Source organism: Nonomuraea sp. NPDC050663 (genome assembly GCF_044456985.1).
GTDB lineage: Bacteria > Actinomycetota > Actinomycetes > Streptosporangiales > Streptosporangiaceae > Nonomuraea.
In genome coordinates this window covers 222,306-238,714 of sequence record NZ_JBITGL010000002.1, presented here as the reverse complement: position 1 = coordinate 238,714, position 16,409 = coordinate 222,306, and the positions used below count along the sequence as shown (strand labels likewise).

Genomic DNA, 16,409 nt, shown 5'->3' with positions numbered 1-16,409 from the left:
CGGCTACTTCTTGGCGGCCTTGTCGGCGGAGGACTCGGTCGACAGCGCCGCGACGAAGGCCTCCTGGGGCACCTCCACGCGCCCGACCATCTTCATGCGCTTCTTGCCTTCCTTCTGCTTCTCCAGCAGCTTGCGCTTACGGGTGATGTCACCGCCGTAGCACTTGGCCAGAACGTCCTTGCGGATGGCCCGGATGTTCTCGCGCGCGATGACCCGGGCGCCGATGGCCGCCTGGATCGGCACTTCGTACTGCTGCCGGGGAATGAGGTCCTTGAGCTTCTTGGCCATGTCGACGCCGTAGGCGTAGGCCTTGTCCTTGTGGACGATGGCCGAGAAGGCGTCGACGGCCTCGCCCTGGAGCAGGATGTCGACCTTGACCAGCTCGGCCGCCTGCTCTCCCGCGGGCTCGTAGTCGAGCGAGGCGTAGCCCCTGGTGCGCGACTTGAGCTGGTCGAAGAAGTCGAAGATGATCTCGCCGAGCGGCAGGGTGTAGCGGATCTCGACCCGGTCCTCCGACAGGTAGTCCATGCCCTGGAGCTGGCCGCGGCGGCCCTGGCAGATCTCCATGATCGCGCCGATGAACTCGGCGGGCGCCAGGATGGTGGACTTGGTGACCGGCTCGTAGACCTCGGCGATCTTGCCGCCGGTGGGGAACTCGGAGGGGTTGGTGACGGTCAGTTCCTTGCCGTCTTCCATGACGACCCGGTAGACGACGTTGGGCGCGGTGGAGATCAGCGATAGGCCGAACTCGCGCTCCAGCCGCTCGCGCACGATCTCCATGTGGAGCAGGCCGAGGAAGCCGACGCGGAAGCCGAAGCCCAGCGCGGCCGAGGTCTCGGGCTCGTAGACCAGAGCGGCGTCGTTGAGCTGGAGCTTGTCGAGCGCCTCGCGCAGCTCGGGGTACTCGTCGCCGTCGATCGGGTAGAGGCCGGAGAAGACCATCGGCTTGGGGTGCTCGTAGCCGGCCAGGGCCTCCTGCGCCCCGCGGACCGCGGTGGTGACGGTGTCACCCACGCGCGACTGGCGCACGTCCTTCACGCCGGTGATCAGGTAGCCGACCTCGCCGACGCCGAGACCCTTGTCGGAGATCTTCGGCTCGGGCGAGATGACGCCGATCTCCAGTGTCTCGTGCTGGGCCTGGGTCGACATCATGAGGATGCGCTCGCGCTTGCCCAGGTGGCCGTCCATGACCCGGACGTAGGTGACGACGCCGCGGTAGGTGTCGTAGACCGAGTCGAAGATCAGCGCGCGGGCGGCGGCGTCGGCGTCGCCGACGGGCGCGGGCACGGTCTGGACGACGTGGTCGAGCAGCTCGGCCACGCCCACCCCGGTCTTGCCCGAGACCCTCAGCACCTCGGAGGGGTCGCAGCCGATGAGCCCGGCGATCTCCTCGGCGAACTTCTCCGGCTGGGCGGCCGGCAGGTCGATCTTGTTGAGCACCGGGATGATGTGCAGATCGTTGTTCATGGCCAGATACAGGTTGGCCAGGGTCTGCGCCTCGATGCCCTGCGCGGCGTCGACCAGCAGGATCGCGCCCTCGCACGCCTGCAGCGACCGCGAGACCTCGTAGGTGAAGTCGACGTGGCCCGGCGTGTCGATCATGTTGAGGACGTGGCCGTCCCACGGCAGGCGCACGGCCTGCGACTTGATGGTGATGCCGCGCTCGCGCTCGATGTCCATCCTGTCGAGGTACTGCGCGCGCATGGAGCGGTCGTCGACCACGCCGGTGATCTGCAGCATCCGGTCGGCAAGGGTCGACTTGCCGTGGTCGATGTGCGCGATGATGCAGAAGTTGCGAATCAACGCGGGGTCAGTCTGGCCAGGCTGAATGCGCACCGGGGTCCGTTTCGACAGGGTTGAGCTCAACGTCAAATCCATGGTGACATGTCCGGATGGTTTCCCGGACCGTCGTCCGCCGCGGCCTGCGCCTTGTCGCGCTCGCCGCCGCGCTCGTGGTGTTGCTGGCCGGGCTGGTCGCCGGCGCTCACCACGTCAAGTTTACCGGCGACCCGGAGGACTGGGCGAAGAGCACCGGCAACGACGCTCTGTGGATGGGCCATATGTGGGTGGATGGCCGGAAAACAGAGGCGGATGTCGCCGATCTGGCCGTACGGCTGAGCCGTACCGGGATCAAGGACCTCTACGTCCACACGGGCCCGTTCAACCCCGACGGCACACTGGACCTGGAGCCGCGGACTCAGGCGTTCACGACCGCCGCGAAGAGCCACGGACTGAGGGTCTCGGCGTGGCTGGGCCAGGCGGTGGACGGCATCCTCGACCTGGACGACGCGGCCACCAGGGCGAACATCCTCACGAGCGTCCAGCGCACGATGGCCCTGGGATTCGACGGCATCCACTACAACTTCGAGCCGATCGGCGACGGCGACGCCGAATTCCTGGACCTGCTGGAGCGCACGCGCGCGCACACGAAGCTGCTGTCCACCTCGACCCCGCAGATCGAGCCGTACCCCGGCATGCGTCTGGCCGCCCGGGTCGCGATAAATCATGACAAGTATTGGTCGGCCGGCTATTTCTCCGAGGTCGTCGAGCGCGTCGACCAGGTGGCGATCATGACCTACGACTCCTTCATGCCCGCCGGGTCCCTCTACGGCGGCCATGTCGTCCGGCAGGCGGAGCGTGCCCTGGACCTCGTCCCGGAGGATAAGCTCCTGCTCATCGGCGCCCCCGCCTACCACGACCACGCCTTCGCCTGGTCCGACGCCTCCGAGAGCGTGGCGACCGCCGCGAGGGCGGCCAGGCTGGCGCTGAGCGCCCACGGCAGGCGCGATCGCTACGGTCTTGCCCTCTATGTGGATTTCGCGGCCACCGAACAGGACTGGCACGAGTACACTGAACAGTGGTTCCAGCCGGCTCTCCAGGTTTGGTAACCTGAACAACTGCGTGTGGCGCGCCCTCTCTCGTGAGCCCGCGCGTCCCATCCAACACTCAGACTTTCACCGAGGCTTCTTCGTGGCGAACATCAAGTCCCAGATCAAGCGCAACAAGCAGAACGAGAAGGCTCGCCTGCGCAACAAGGCCGTCAAGTCTTCGCTGAAGACTGCCGTCCGCAAGTTCCGCGAGGCCGCCGAGTCCGGCGACGTCGAGGCCACCGTGGCCGCGCAGCGCGCCGCCGCCCGCCAGCTCGACAAGGCTGCCAGCAAGGGCGTCATCCACAAGAACCAGGCCGCCAACCGCAAGTCGGCGATCGCCAAGCAGGCCGCCGCTCTGGCCGCCGCCAAGTAGAGCACCACGCCGAACGCCGCGCCCTGGGACGGGGTGCGGCGTTTTCGCGCGCCCGGCCGCATTTCCGGACGATCACACTAGGGTCTCGGGTCGATCAAGGACTCTTGCCCGCCGTACTACGTTCCGCTGAGCATGGGCCGCATGCGGGGGCTGGTGGTGACGCGGGCGCGGGACGAACCCTTACTCCTGGTGGCCGCCTTCGGCGCCATCCTGCTGGCCACCACGACCCTCGTGGCGCTGGCGATGTTCGCCTCCTCGGTCGTCGAGGCGGGCGTCGAGCGGGCCCTGGCCACCGCTTCGCTGGCCTCGAAGTCGACCACCGTCACCAGCCCGGTCAGGGCCGGGGACTTCTCCGCCGTCGACGAGCTGATCCGCACGACGAACACCTCGCTCTACGGCACGGCCGCGACGTATCTCAGCGCCACCTCCGGTTCCTTCGTGGTCCCCGGCCAGGAAGACCGCGAACATCCCGACCTGCTGGTCTTCGGCACCAACGACCAGCTCGCCGACCACGCCAGGCTGACCGCGGGCCGCTGGCCCTCCCCCGGGCCCGTGATCGAGGCCGCCGTCTCCCGTCCGGTCGCCGAGGCGCTCGACCTCGCGCCGGGCCGGGTGTTCACGACCGAGAACCGCCTCGACCACACCGGCGTGCGGGTGCGCGTCACGGGCGTCTTCCAGCTCGACGACCCCTCAGGCGAACGCTGGCGGTCCGAGTCGATGCTGGTGCGCGGCGTGTCGTACGGCAGCTACACCACCCACGGGCCGCTCATGGTCACCAGGCAGACCTTCCAGCGCCACTTCGCCACTCTGGTCACACCCACCTGGACGACCGTCCCCGACCTGCGCGGCCTGCCGCTGACCACGCTGGGGCCGCTGGCGGAGCGCGTGGCCACGCTCAAGCAGCGCCTGGCCGCGCAGGGATGCCAGCGCTGCGGCGTCGCCTCCCGCCTGCCCGAGACCCTCACCCAGCTGCGCACCGCGGCGCTCGTGGCACGCTCCACCATGCTCATCCCGGTGCTGCAGCTGCTCCTGCTGTCGGCGTACGCGCTGATGTTCACCGCCAGGCTGCTGGCCGACCACCGGCGCATGGAGGTGGCGCTGCTGCGGGCGCGCGGCGCGGGCACGGCTCGGTTGTCGCTGCTGACGGCGGGCGAGGCGCTGCTGGTGGCACTCCCCTGCGCCGTGGCCGCGCCGTTCCTCGGGCCGCCGCTGATCGCGCTGATCGCCGGCCTGCCGTGGATCCACGCCACCGGCGTGCGCCTCGACCCGGTGCCGGGCCCGCAGGCCTTCCTGCTGTCGGGAGCCGTCGCGCTGGCCTGCGCCGTCCTGCTCGTGCTGCCCACGCTGGCCGGCGCCCGGCGCACCTACGTCGAGGTGCAGACCTCGCGCGGCGAGCGCGGCCTGCTCCAGCGGGCGGGCGCGGACGTGGTGCTGCTGGTGGTGGCGGCGCTGGCGTTGTGGCAGCTGCAGAGGTACGGCGCGCCGGTCACCTCGACGGCGGCGGGCGAGCTCGGCATCGATCCGCTCATCGTCACCGGGCCCGCGCTCGCGCTGCTCACCGGCGGCCTGCTGGGCCTGCGGCTGGTCCCCAGGATCTCGAAGATCGCCGAACGGGTCACCTCGAAGCGGCCGGGCCTGGCCCCGGCGCTCGGCGCGTGGCAGGTCAGCCGCCGCCCGGCACGCTACGCCGGGCCCGCGCTCCTGATCACCATGGCGGTCGCGATCGGCGTGGTCTCCCTCGCCACCACCGCGACCTGGCGGGCCTCGCAGGTGGACCAGGCCTCCCACGCGGTCGGCGCCGACCTGCGGCTGACCGGGTCGCCCGACGGCCAGGAGCTGGGACCGCTCGGGCGCGGCACGCCCTTCGCCCGGCTACCCGGCGTCACGGCGCTCAGCCCCGCCCATCGCGGCGGCCTGGAGCTGTCCGGCTTGTACACCACCGTGCTCGCGCTCGACGCGGACCGGCTGGACCGGGTCATGAAGCTGCGCCCCGACCTGGGAGAGCGCGGCCTGGCCCAGCTCGGCGGGGCGTTGCGGGCGGGCCGTCCCGAGTCGCGGCTGCTGCCCCTGCCCGGCGGACGGCTCACGTTCTCCGTGCGGGTGCGGGGCCGCGACTCCGTCAGGCTCAGGGCCACGCTCGTGGACGGCCAGGGCGTCTGGCACGACGTACGGCTCGGCCCGATCCAGCGGGGCGAGAATCGGCTCGAACTCGACGCCGACCGGCTGGCCGGCCGCAGCGGGCTCCTGTCAGGACCGGTCGGGCTGCGGGGTCTCACCTTCGACGTGCCGCTGCGACAGGACGACGGACAGCTCACGCTGGCCGTCTCCGGCCTGCCCGGCCAGTGGTCGCAGCTGTTCCGCTCGGCCACGCCGCTGCCCGAGGCGTCGATCAGGCCGCTGGACGACGGCTTCGAGGTCTCGGTCGCGCCGGGCGGCGTGCCCAGGGCCTCCCACCCCCTGGTCGTACGGTTCGGCGCCGGCGCGGACGAGCCGCCCGTCCCCGTCGTGCTCGGCGCCCGCCTGGCCGCCACGCTCAAGCTCACCACCGGCCAGAGCCGCGACCTGGCGCTGGACGGCTGGCCCGCGAAGATCACGGTGGCCGGGATCCTGCGGGCCGTGCCCTCGACCGATCAGGAGCAGCCGGTGGTCCTGATGGATCTGGCGACCTTGCAGGAACTGCAGCACCGGCTCGGCCATCCCGTGCGGCCCACCGGCGAGTGGTGGTTGTCGGCCACCGGCGACCAGGCCATGGAGCAGGTGCGCCGCACCCCGGAATGGGACACCGCGGCGCTCGGGCTCGGCCAGACGATCGTGCGGCTGCGCGACGACCCGCTGGCCGGAGGGCTGCAGGGCGCGCTGATCCTCGGGTTCGCGGGCGCCCTGGTCTTCGCCGTCCTCGGGTTCCTGGTCAACGCCGCCGTCGCGGCCAGGGAGCGGGCAGCTGACTTCGGCATCCTGCGCGCGATGGGCGTGAGCTTCCGCCAGGTCTGCGGCCTGCTCGCCGTCGAGCAGGCGTTCGTGGTGGGGCTGTCGCTGGTGGTCGGCACGCTGCTGGCCACCGGTGTGTCGGCGTACGTGGTGCCGCGCATGGTGCTGACCGGCCAGGCCGCCCAGGTGACGCCCGCCGTGGTCCTGGAGCTGCCGTGGGCGGCCGTGCTGGCGATGCTCGGCGGGATCGCCCTGGTGCTGTTCGCGGTGCTGGCCGCGCTCGCCCGCCGCCTGCGCACGACAGAGCTGGGACGGACTCTGCGGATCGGGGAGGAGCGATGAGGCGGGCGCCGCTGGGCACGGCCCTGCGCCTGGCGGGCGGCGGCCGGGGCGCCGTGGCGACGCTGGGCGTGCTGCTGTTCGCCGCGGCCCTGCTGGTGTCGGGGGCGCCGAAGGCGGTCGAGGGCGCCTACGACGCGGCCATGGCCGACACCCTGCGCCGCGCCTCCGCCCTGCACACCGACCTGACCGTCACCATGAGCGCCTACGGCGGCGGCCGCGCGCCCTCCACGGTCGGGGACTTCGCGCACGAGGACGCGTCGCTGCGCGAACGCCTGCCCGGCTCGCTGCGCGGCCTGGTCACCGCCGGGCACCACCGGCTGGAGCTGCCGACCCGCCCGATCGAGGCGGGCACCGGTGTGCGCCGCTCCTTCCTCGGCCTCGTGTGGGCGTCGGGCCTCCAGCACCGTGTGCGCTGGGTGGCCGGCCGCCCGCCGGGGGCCGGAGGGCAGGCCGTCCAGGTGGGCCTGCCCCGGTCGGCCGCCGAGGAACTGCGCGTCGGGGTGGGCACGACCCTGCGCATCGGCGCCACCTCGGCGCTCCCGGTCGAGGTCACCGGGCTCTACGAACCGCTGTCACCGGCCGACCGGTTCTGGGACCACCACCGCCGCGCCCGCGCCGTCGAGTACGTCTACCCGCCTGGCCCAGACGCCCAGATGGAACGGCACGTCATGGGCCTGGTCGCCGACGCGGGCCTGCCTGGCCTGGCCGGGCGCGCGGTCGAGCTCACCTACAGCTGGGTGCTCCCCCTCGACCCCGGCCGCCCCGACGCGCGGGCCGCCCCCGGCATCCCGGGGGGCGTCACGGAATTCGGCGGCCAGATCGGCTACCACAGCGAGCTGCCCGGCACGATCTCCATGCTCAGGACCGACCTGCCGCGCATCATCGAGGCCTACCTGGCAGACCTGCGCTCCGCGTCGGCCGTCGTCCACGTCGTGCTCGGGGCTCTGCTGCTGGTGGCCGCCGGAGTGCTGGCGCTGGCGGTGCTCCTGCTGTGCAGCCGGATGGAGCGCCCGCTGTCGTTGATGCGGGCACGCGGCTGCTCCCTGGCGGGGATCGCGCTGACCGGGGCGGCCGTGATCGTGCTGGGCGCGCTGCCCGCGACCGTCGCCGCGCAGGCCGTGCTCTGGTTCGTGCCCGGCCCAGCGGTGCCGCTCCACACCGCCGCGCCCGCCGCCCTGGCGCTCGCGACGGCGGCGGGCGGCGCCGCGCTGCTGGCCGTACGGCATCGGGTCCCGCTGCCGGAGCACCGGGGCGACCTGGCAGGACACCGGTCGGGGCCGGTGCGCGTGGCGATCGAGGTCGCGCTCGTCGGGCTCGGCGTCACCGCGCTGCTCCTGCTGCGCGCGCGGGGGCTGAACGGCGATCCGCTCCTGCTGCTGGCGCCGCTGCTGATCACGCTGGCGGGCGCGGTGCCGGCCCTGCGGGCCTATCCGCTGCCGCTGCTGCTTCTCGTCCGGCTCGCGTCCAGGCGCCGTGACGCCGTGCCGTACCTGGGGCTGGTCATGGCGGCCCGCGCCCGCCTGCTGTCGGCGGCGCCGGTGCTGGTCCTGGTGCCCGCGCTGGCCGTCTCGGTGTTCGGCGCGGGCGTGAGCGCCTCGCTGGCCGACGGGCAGGAGCGGCGCGCCTGGTCGGAGGTGGGCGCGGACGCGCGGGCCGAGTCGGCCGCGGGCTTTCCCGCCGGCGCGGTCGAGAAGGTACGGCGGGTGCCGGGCGTCACGGGGGTGGTGCCGATCCAGGTCAAGCGCACTCAGCTGGCCGCCTACCAGGAGCACACCGTGCTGGCGCTGGATCTGGCGGCCTTCCGCGAGCTCGTCGGCGACACCCCGGTGCGGGCGCCCGCACCGCCGCCGGCCGGGCCGGCCGCGCCGGGCGAGATCGCGGCGCTGGTCCCCCCTGAGCTCATGGGCCAGGAGCTGGAGATGTACTGGGGCGGGAAGATCACCCTGACGGCGAGCGCGCCGCTGGAGGGCTTCCCCGGTCGCGGCGGCCGGGTCGTGGTGATCCCCGCCGACCCCCGTTTCGGCGACCCCGCCCTGCTGTACGTGCGCGGAGCGGACGTGGATCGTGAGCGCCTGGCGGCCGCCCTGGGGCCGGGGGTCACACTCACCCTGCGCTCGCAGGTACTGTCCACCATGCGCGCCGCGCCGCTGACCGGGCTGGTCCAGACGACGTTCCTGCTGGCCACGCTGCTCTTCGCCGGCTACGCCGCGCTGGCCGTGGTCCTGGCGCTGGTGATCACCTCGAAGGAGCGCGGCGGGGCGCTGACGCTGTTGCGCACGCTGGGCCTGACCGCCGGGCAGGCGCGGCGGCTGACCCTGGTCCAGGTGGCTCCCGTGGTGCTGCTCGGGGCGCTGACGGGAGTGGCCGCGGGACTGGCGTTGCCGCTGTTGCTTGACCCTTTACTGATACTTCGTATCAATGAGTAAGAACGTTGGGATGAGGTGCGGTTTGTGTCACAGTTCCGATATCACGCGGTCATCGCCGCAGCGTATCGGCTGCGCATCCGTTGACACGCGCGCCTTGATCCCGACCGGCGCGACTGTCGAGAGTGCTCTGAACAGGTGAGAGTACGGGGAAGCGGAGGACCCATGCGGGGGCAGGTGCCTCTTGTCGTCAAGCGCGCCTTCAGCGAGCCGCTGCTGCTGCTCGCGGCGCTGGGATCGATCTTGCTGGCGACCACGACGCTGGTCTCGCTGACCATGTACGCCTCCACGATCGCCGACGTGGGCGTGCGGCGCACGATGGAGAAGGCCGGATTCGGCACCACGTCGGCGACGGTGTCGGCGCCGGTGACCGGCGAGAGCTTCGCCGAGCTCGACTCGATCGTCCGCGAGCAGCTGAGCAAGGCCTACACCGACGTCTCGCTGGCCGTCACGACCAGCATGCGCTCCGACTCCTACGTGCGGCCGGGCCAGGAAGACGTCAAGACGCCCGAACTGCTCAGGTTCGGCAGCAACGAGGCCCTTTACCAGCATGCCAAGATCGTCGAGGGCGCCTGGCCGTCCGACGGCGGGCAGGTCGTGGAGGCGGCGGTCTCCGTCACCGCGGCGGCCACCGCCCAGCTGCGGGTCGGCGACGAGTTCGTCACCCGCTCCCGGCTCGACGGCAAGCCGGTCAAGGTGAAGATCACCGCCCTGTTCCAGCTCGACGACCCCTTCGGCGCCCGCTGGGCCTCCGAGCCGCTGCTCGGCCGGGGCATCGAGACGCTCAACTTCACCAGCTACGGCCCGCTCATGGTGGGGCACGAGACGTTCCTGTCGCGGTTCGCCACCAACGTCAGCACCACCTGGACGGCCGAGCCCGACCTGCGCTCGCTGACGCCCGAGCAGCTGCGGCCCATGGCGGCCAGCCTCTCCGGCCTGCGCGACGAGCTCAAGCGCGCCGGATGTTCCTCCTGCACCACCACGGGACGGCTGTCGGAGATGCTGACCCAGCTCAGCACCGCCTCGCTCGTCGCCCGCTCCACCATGCTCATCCCGGTGCTGCAGCTGCTGCTGCTGTCGGCCTACGCGCTGATGCTCACCGCCCGCCTGCTGGCCGACCACCGCCGCATGGAGGTCGCGCTGCTGCGCTCGCGCGGCGCCGGCATCTGGCGGCTGGGCTTCCTCGCCGGCGGCGAGGCCCTGCTGGTGGCGGTGCCCTGCGCGATCGTCGCCCCCTTCCTCGGGCCGCCGATGCTCGCCCTGATCAACTCCCTGCCCTGGATCCGCTCCTCGGGCGTGCACCTGGCCCCCACGCCCGACCTGGGATCCTTCCTGGTCTCCGCCGCGGTCGCGCTGGCCTCCGCCGTCCTGCTGGCGCTGCCCGCCCTGGCCGGCGCCCGCCGTACGTATGTCGAGGAGCAGTCGTCGCGCGGACGGTCGGGCGCGCGCGGCCTCATCCAGCGCGCGGGAGCCGACCTGGCCCTGCTCGTCGTCGCCGCGCTGGCCATCTGGCAGCTGCAGCACTACGGCGCCCCGGTCACCGGTACGGTCACCGGCGAGCTGGGCATCGACCCGCTCATCATCTCCGGGCCCGCCCTGGCGCTGCTCACCGGCGGCATGCTCGGCCTGCGGCTGGTGCCCAGGGTGTCGAAGATCGCCGAACGCGTGACCAGCAGGCGGGCGAGCCTCGCTCCGGCCCTGGGCGCCTGGCAGGTGGCCCGCCGACCGCTGCGATACGCCGGGCCCGCACTGCTGCTGACCATGGCGATCGCCATCGGCATCGTGTCGATGGCCACCGCCTCCACCTGGCGCTCCTCCCAGGCCGACCAGGCCCGCCACCAGACCGGCGCCGACCTGCGGCTGACCGGCCCCGCCGATGGCCAGGAACTGGGCGCGCTCGGACGCGGCACCGCCTTCGCCTCGCTGCCCGGAGTACGCGAGGCCGGACCCGCGCTGCGCCAGGACGCCGACTTCGGCGACGTGCGCAGCGTGCTGCTCGCCCTAGACGCCGCCAAGCTCGATCAGCTGTTCCAGCTGCGGCCCGACCTGTCGGGGCAGACCCCGGCCCAGCTCGGCAAGGCCCTGGCCGCCGCCCAGCCCAAGCCGCTGGAGCTGCCGGGCAAACCCGGCAAGCTGACCCTCGACGTCCACGTCGAGAGCTCCAAGGTCGACTTCTCGCCGCTGCGGCTGGTCGTCTCCGACGCGCTCGGCGTCTGGCGCGGGCTCAACGTCACCGGGGTGCGGCCGGGCGCCAACCACGTCGAGGTCGACCTGTCCGGGCTGGCCGGGCGCAGCGGGCAGATCAGCTACCCGCTCAGCCTGCGCGGCATGATCGGCGCCAACACCCAGGGCATGCCGGTGTCGCTGAAGGTCGAGCACCTGCTCGCCGACGGCGTGCCGGTGCCCTGGACCTTCACGATGGGCATCAGGGACGGAACGCCCAGCCTCGCCCTGCCGTCGGGACAGGCGCCCGCCGCCGAAGCTCCGCTGCCGGTCGTGCTCACCTCCGGACTGGCCGCGACCCTGAAGCTCAAGGAAGGACAGACCGGGAGGGTCGTCTTCGAGGGCCGCCCGATCGACATCGAGGTCGCCGGGATCGTCGAGCGCATGCCGACCACCGCCCCCGACCAGCAGGCCGTGCTCGTCGACTGGACCACGCTGCAGGGCCACGACATGGCCGCGGGAGCGATGGCCAGGCCCGCCACCGAGTGGTGGCTGGCCGCCGACGACACCACCGCCGCCCTGGCCAAGCTGCGCACCAGCCCCCAGTGGGACTTCACCGCGCTCGACCAGGCCACGCTGGCCACCGAGCTCCAGGACGACCCGCTGGCCAGCGGCCTGCAGGGCGCGCTGATCCTCGGCTTCCTGGCCGCGCTCGTCTTCGCCGCGCTGGGCTTCCTGGTCAACGCGGCGGTCGCGGCGCGCGAGCGCATGGCCGAGTTCACCATCCTGCGGGCGCTGGGCGTCAGCTTCCGCCAGATCTTCGGGCTGCTGGCGATCGAGCAGACCTTCATCATCGGACTGTCGCTGGCCGCGGGGACCGTGCTGGCCCTCGTCGTGGGCACGCTGGTGGTCCCGCACATCGTCCTGACCGGGCAGGCCTCGGCGGTCACGCCGTCGGTGCTGCTCGACATTCCGTGGCCGGCCACCGTGGCCATGCTGGCGGTGGTGGCGGCACTGCTGTTCGCCATCGTCGCCGGACTGGCCCGCAACATGCGCAAGCAGGGCCTGGGCCGGGTGCTGCGCATCGGGGAGGAACAGTGAACTCGGGGGTCCTGGCGCGGGTGCACGCCGGTGCGGTCGCCGTACTGGCCTTGCTGACCCTGAGCGCGACCCTGCTCGTGTCGGGCCTGCCACGCGCCATGAACGGCGCCTTCGACGACGCGCTGAGCCGCAAGCTCGACTCCGTCACCGCGCGCGAGGTCGACCTGAGCGTGCGCTTCCAGCCCGGCAGCGGCGGCGGGCGGGGCATGCAGGACCGCTCCGCCTTCGAGCAGCGCGACAGGCTCGTGCGATCGGAGCTGCCGCAGCCGCTGACCGGGATCGTGCGCCCGCCCGGCTCCGGAACCTCGCACATGAGCCTGAGGACCGTGGCCGCACCCGTCATGGGCGCGCCCGACAAGTACCTCGACCTGGGCTGGATGAGCGACGCCGGCCAGCGCGTCGACTGGGTCGGCGGCGCCCCTCCTGGACCGCCGCGCGCGGGCGGCGGCATGCCGCTGGTCGAGATCGGCGTCACCCAGCAAGCGGTCGAGAAGATGGGCCTGGCCCTCGGCAGCGAATACGTCGTGGGCGCCACCAAGCCGCTGCGGCTCAAGGTCACCGGCGTGTTCGCGGCCAAGCAGCCCGACTCCGCCTACTGGACGCACCACCCCGACATGCTCAGGGCCGCGGTCAGCGTCAAGCCCGGGACCACCTCCGACGAGTTCCGCTACACGGCCCTGATCAGCGACGCGAGCGTGTCGGTGCTGGCCGACACCGACCGCCAGGTGGTCTACAGCTGGATCCTCGGGCTCGACACGGCCGCGGTCAGCTCGCTGCGGGTCGGCGAGACGCTCACGGCCCTGCAGGACTACCGCCGCGACCTCGGGCTGATCGAGCCCAGCTGGGGGTCCTTCCGGCTCGACTCCCTCCTGGGCGAGCGGCTGGCGGAGTTCAGGACCGAGCTGGCCACCGCGGAGACCATCCTCTTCCTCGTGCTGGGCGGGCTGCTGCTCGTCGCGCTCGGCGTGATCGTGCTGGCGGCGCAACTGCTGATGGAGCGCATGGACCAGGCACTGGCGCTGATGCGCGCCCGCGGCGGCGCGCTGGCCACCGTGGTCCGCGCCGGCCTGGCGCCCATCGCCCTCAGCGTCGTCCCCGCCACGCTCGCCGGCTACGCGCTGTCCTACCTGGTGCCGGGGCCCGCCACCGCGATCGTGCACATCGCGCCCGCGCTCGTGCTGCTGACCGTGCTGGCCTTCGCGGCGGCCATGATGGCCACCGCCCACCGCACGCCGCTGCACGAGCGTCGCGGCGACGTCGTCTCCCCCAAGCCCTCCCCGCGGCGCATCACCCTGGAGATCCTCGTCATCGGCCTGGCCCTGGGCGGCGCCTACCTGCTGCGCACCCGCGGCGTGACCACCGAGGTGTCGGAGCAGGGCCAGGACCCCTTCCTGCTGCTGGTCCCGATGGCGCTGACCGTCGCCGCCGCGCTGATCACGCTGCGCTGCTACCCCTACCCGCTCCGGCTGGTCGTACGGCTCGCCTCCCGCCGCCGGCCCGCCGTGCCGTTCCTGGGCCTGACCAGGGCGGCGCGGGCCAAGGCCTTCAGCGTGCTGCCGGTCCTCATCCTGCTGCCCGCCCTCGGCGTCTCGGTCTTCGCCTCGATGATGGCGACCGGGCTGGACAGCACGCAGAAGCTCGCCGCCTGGCAGCGGGCGGGCGTGCCGATCAAGCTCACCACCGAGCTGGAGTTCGGCGCCGAGGCCATCGAACGGGTGCGCAAGGTCGCCGGGGTGCAGGAGGTGCTGCCCGCCCAGACCGGCATCGTCCAGCTGGGACTGGGGGCGCAACGTTTCCCCGTGCTCGCCGTCGACCTGGCGGGCTTCGCCCGGATCGCCGAGGGCTCGCCCGTCACGCTGCCGGCGCAGCCGACCGGCCAGGGCATACCCGCGCTGGTGTCGAAGGAGCTCAAGGGCGTCACCAGGCTCGACATCGGGTGGCAGACGCGCATGACCCTGAACCCCGCCGGGGAGCTCGCGGCGATGCCGGGGTTCTTCTCCACCGGCAAGTTCGCCGTCGTGCCGTACGACGCGAACGAGCGGGCCGGCACGCGGGTGGCGCCGAACGTGCTGCTGATCAAGGGCTCGGCCGACGCCCGGGCGTTGCTCGCCGCGACCGGCGTAGCCACCCAGATCCAGACTTATGACCAGATCTACAGCGAGATCGCCGACGACCCGCTGACCTCCGTCATCCGGACGACCCTGCTGGTCGCCACCATCGCGATGGCCGTCTACGCCTGCGTCGCGGTGATCGTCTCGCTGGTCATCAGCGCGGCCGACCGGGCCGACGCCCTGTCCTTCCTGCGTACCCTGGGACTGTCCACCGGCCAGGCGCAACGGCTCACCGTGCTGGAGGTGTCCCCCTTGATCCTCATCACCGCGCTCGTCGGCCTGGGCCTCGGACTGGCCCTGCCCAGCGCGCTCGGGCCCGGCGTGGACCTGTCCGCCTACGCCGGAGACGTGGCCGTCGGCGCCTACGAGGTCGACATCCTCACCCCGATCCTGCTGGCCGCAGGGCTCACCCTGGTCGCCATCCTCGGCGCCCTCGTCCATACGATCATCACCCGCCGCCGTACTCTCGGCTCGGTTCTACGAGTGGGGGACTAAGTGGAACAGACCCTGTCAGAGCTGGAAGCGCAGGCGCTGTCGGAGAAAGCCGCCTTCGGCGGCGACGCCCACATCGTCTGCGACAACCTCGTGCGCATCTACAAGACCGAGGGAGTCGAGGTCGTCGCCCTCCAGGGCCTCGACCTGCTGATCGACAAGGGCGAGCTGGTGGCCATCGTGGGCGCCTCGGGCTCCGGCAAGTCGACGCTGCTCAACGTGCTGTCCGGCCTCGACATCCCCACCGCGGGCGTGGCCAAGGTCGGCGGCATGGACCTGCTGGCGATGACCGCCCGCGACCGGCTGCGCTACCGGCGCGAGGTCGTCGGCTTCATCTGGCAGCAGACCGCGCGCAACCTGCTGCCCTACCTGACCGCCCGCGAGAACGTCGAGCTGCCGCTGAAGCTGGCGGGCAGGCGCCGGCGCGCCGAACGATCCGCCTACCTGCTCGAACTCCTCGGCGTCGACTACTGCGCCGACCGCAAGCCCGACCAGATGTCCGGCGGCGAGCAGCAGCGCGTGGCCATCGCCGTTGCCCTGGCCAACTCGCCGACCCTCGTCCTGGCCGACGAGCCGACCGGCGAACTCGACAGCGAGACCTCCGCCGAGGTCTTCGAGGCACTGCGCAAGGCCAACAAGGAGCTGGGCGTCACCGTGGTCATCGTCACCCACGACCCGCTCGTCTCCGAACAGGTCGACAGGACCATCGGCATCCGCGACGGGCGCACCTCCAGCGAGACCGTGCGCTCCTCCGGAGGGCACGCCCAGGAGTACGCCGTGCTCGACCGCGTCGGCCGCCTCCAGCTGCCGCGCGACTTCACCAACGCGCTGAACATGGAACGCCGCGTCAGGCTCGAGCTCGAGTCCGACCACATCGGCGTCTGGCCCGCTTCGTCTTCGGAGGAAACCGGTGAGTGAACCCCTGGTCGTCGTCGAAGGCGTGCGCAAGGTCTACCGCACCGGGCCCAAGGAGGTCGTCGCCCTGCGCGAGGTGACCTTCTCCGCCCACCCGGGCGAGCTCATCGCCATCCGCGGGCGCTCCGGCTCCGGCAAGACCACCCTGCTCAACCAGATCGGCGGCCTCGACAGGCCCGACGAAGGGCGCGTCGTCGTGGCCGGGCAGGAGGTCACCGCGCTTGGCGAAGACCAGCTGCTCGCCCTGCGGCGCGACGTGGTCGGCTTCGTCTTCCAGTCCTTCGGCCTCATCCCCGTGCTGTCGGCCGCCGAGAACGTCGGCGTGCCCATGCGCCTGCTGCGCACCCCCGTCGAGGAACGCGAGAAGCGCATCCGCATGCTCCTGTCGCTCGTCGGCCTCGAACAACACGTCAACCAGCGGCCCTACGAGCTGTCCGGCGGCCAGCGCCAGCGCGTGGCCATCGCCCGCGCCCTGGCCAACCGTCCGCGGCTGCTCATCGCCGACGAACCCACCGGGCAGCTCGACTCCCAGACCGGGCGCCAGATCATGCAACTGCTGCGGGCCCTCGTGCGCAGCGAAGGCGTCACCGCCCTCGTCGCCACCCACGACCCCAGCCTGATCACCCTGGCCGACCGGGTGCTGGAGATCAGCGACGGCGTGCTCCGCGAGGCGGTGCTGCAGGAGTCCTGA

Annotated in this window: 9 protein-coding genes; 8 read left to right on the top strand and 1 reads right to left on the bottom strand. The window is 72.2% G+C overall.

From position 1 onward, the window contains the following. Positions 1–3: 3 nt before the first annotated feature. Positions 4–1,878, bottom strand: a complete 1,875-nt coding sequence (lepA, locus tag ACIBH1_RS05720) for a translation elongation factor 4 (RefSeq protein ID WP_397312416.1) — start codon at positions 1,876–1,878, stop codon at positions 4–6. A 14-nt stretch (positions 1,879–1,892) separates the two neighbouring features. Here lepA and ACIBH1_RS05715 point away from each other — a divergent pair, with 14 nt between their 5' ends. The 8 genes from ACIBH1_RS05715 to ACIBH1_RS05680 all read left to right on the top strand — a co-directional run bounded on the left by ACIBH1_RS05715 (position 1,893) and on the right by ACIBH1_RS05680 (position 16,409). Then, positions 1,893–2,888 (top strand): hypothetical protein, encoded by a 996-nt coding sequence (locus tag ACIBH1_RS05715; protein WP_397312415.1) that lies wholly within the window; start codon positions 1,893–1,895, stop codon positions 2,886–2,888. An 82-nt stretch (positions 2,889–2,970) separates the two neighbouring features. Further along, on the top strand, positions 2,971–3,243 hold the full coding sequence (gene rpsT, locus ACIBH1_RS05710) for a 30S ribosomal protein S20 (RefSeq protein WP_181607849.1): 273 nt from the start codon (positions 2,971–2,973) through the stop codon (positions 3,241–3,243). Between the two features lie 141 nt (positions 3,244–3,384). After that, a complete protein-coding gene (locus ACIBH1_RS05705; protein ID WP_397312414.1) occupies positions 3,385–6,513 on the top strand; it encodes an FtsX-like permease family protein in 3,129 nt (1,042 codons plus the stop codon). Further along, positions 6,510–8,939, top strand: a complete 2,430-nt coding sequence (locus ACIBH1_RS05700) for a hypothetical protein (RefSeq protein WP_397312413.1) — start codon at positions 6,510–6,512, stop codon at positions 8,937–8,939. Before ACIBH1_RS05705 ends, ACIBH1_RS05700 begins: the two co-directional genes overlap by 4 nt. 162 nt (positions 8,940–9,101) lie before the next feature. After that, complete coding sequence (locus tag ACIBH1_RS05695; protein ID WP_397312412.1) at positions 9,102–12,200, top strand: ABC transporter permease; 3,099 nt, start codon at positions 9,102–9,104, stop codon at positions 12,198–12,200. Next, positions 12,197–14,806, top strand: coding sequence for a hypothetical protein (locus ACIBH1_RS05690; protein WP_397312411.1), 2,610 nt, complete (start codon positions 12,197–12,199; stop codon positions 14,804–14,806). Before ACIBH1_RS05695 ends, ACIBH1_RS05690 begins: the two co-directional genes overlap by 4 nt. After that, on the top strand, positions 14,807–15,721 hold the full coding sequence (locus ACIBH1_RS05685; protein ID WP_397312410.1) for an ABC transporter ATP-binding protein: 915 nt from the start codon (positions 14,807–14,809) through the stop codon (positions 15,719–15,721). Further along, positions 15,714–16,409 carry an ABC transporter ATP-binding protein gene (locus ACIBH1_RS05680; protein ID WP_397312409.1) on the top strand — a complete coding sequence of 232 codons (696 nt, stop codon included), beginning with the start codon at positions 15,714–15,716 and terminating at the stop codon, positions 16,407–16,409. Before ACIBH1_RS05685 ends, ACIBH1_RS05680 begins: the two co-directional genes overlap by 8 nt.

Coding starts and splice junctions, on each gene's coding strand:
- lepA (WP_397312416.1), bottom strand. CDS start 1,878: ATGGATTTGACGTTGAGCTCAACCCTGTCGAAACGGACCCCGGTGCGC.
- ACIBH1_RS05715 (WP_397312415.1), top strand. CDS start 1,893: ATGGTTTCCCGGACCGTCGTCCGCCGCGGCCTGCGCCTTGTCGCGCTC.
- ACIBH1_RS05705 (WP_397312414.1), top strand. CDS start 3,385: ATGCGGGGGCTGGTGGTGACGCGGGCGCGGGACGAACCCTTACTCCTG.
- ACIBH1_RS05700 (WP_397312413.1), top strand. CDS start 6,510: ATGAGGCGGGCGCCGCTGGGCACGGCCCTGCGCCTGGCGGGCGGCGGC.
- ACIBH1_RS05695 (WP_397312412.1), top strand. CDS start 9,102: ATGCGGGGGCAGGTGCCTCTTGTCGTCAAGCGCGCCTTCAGCGAGCCG.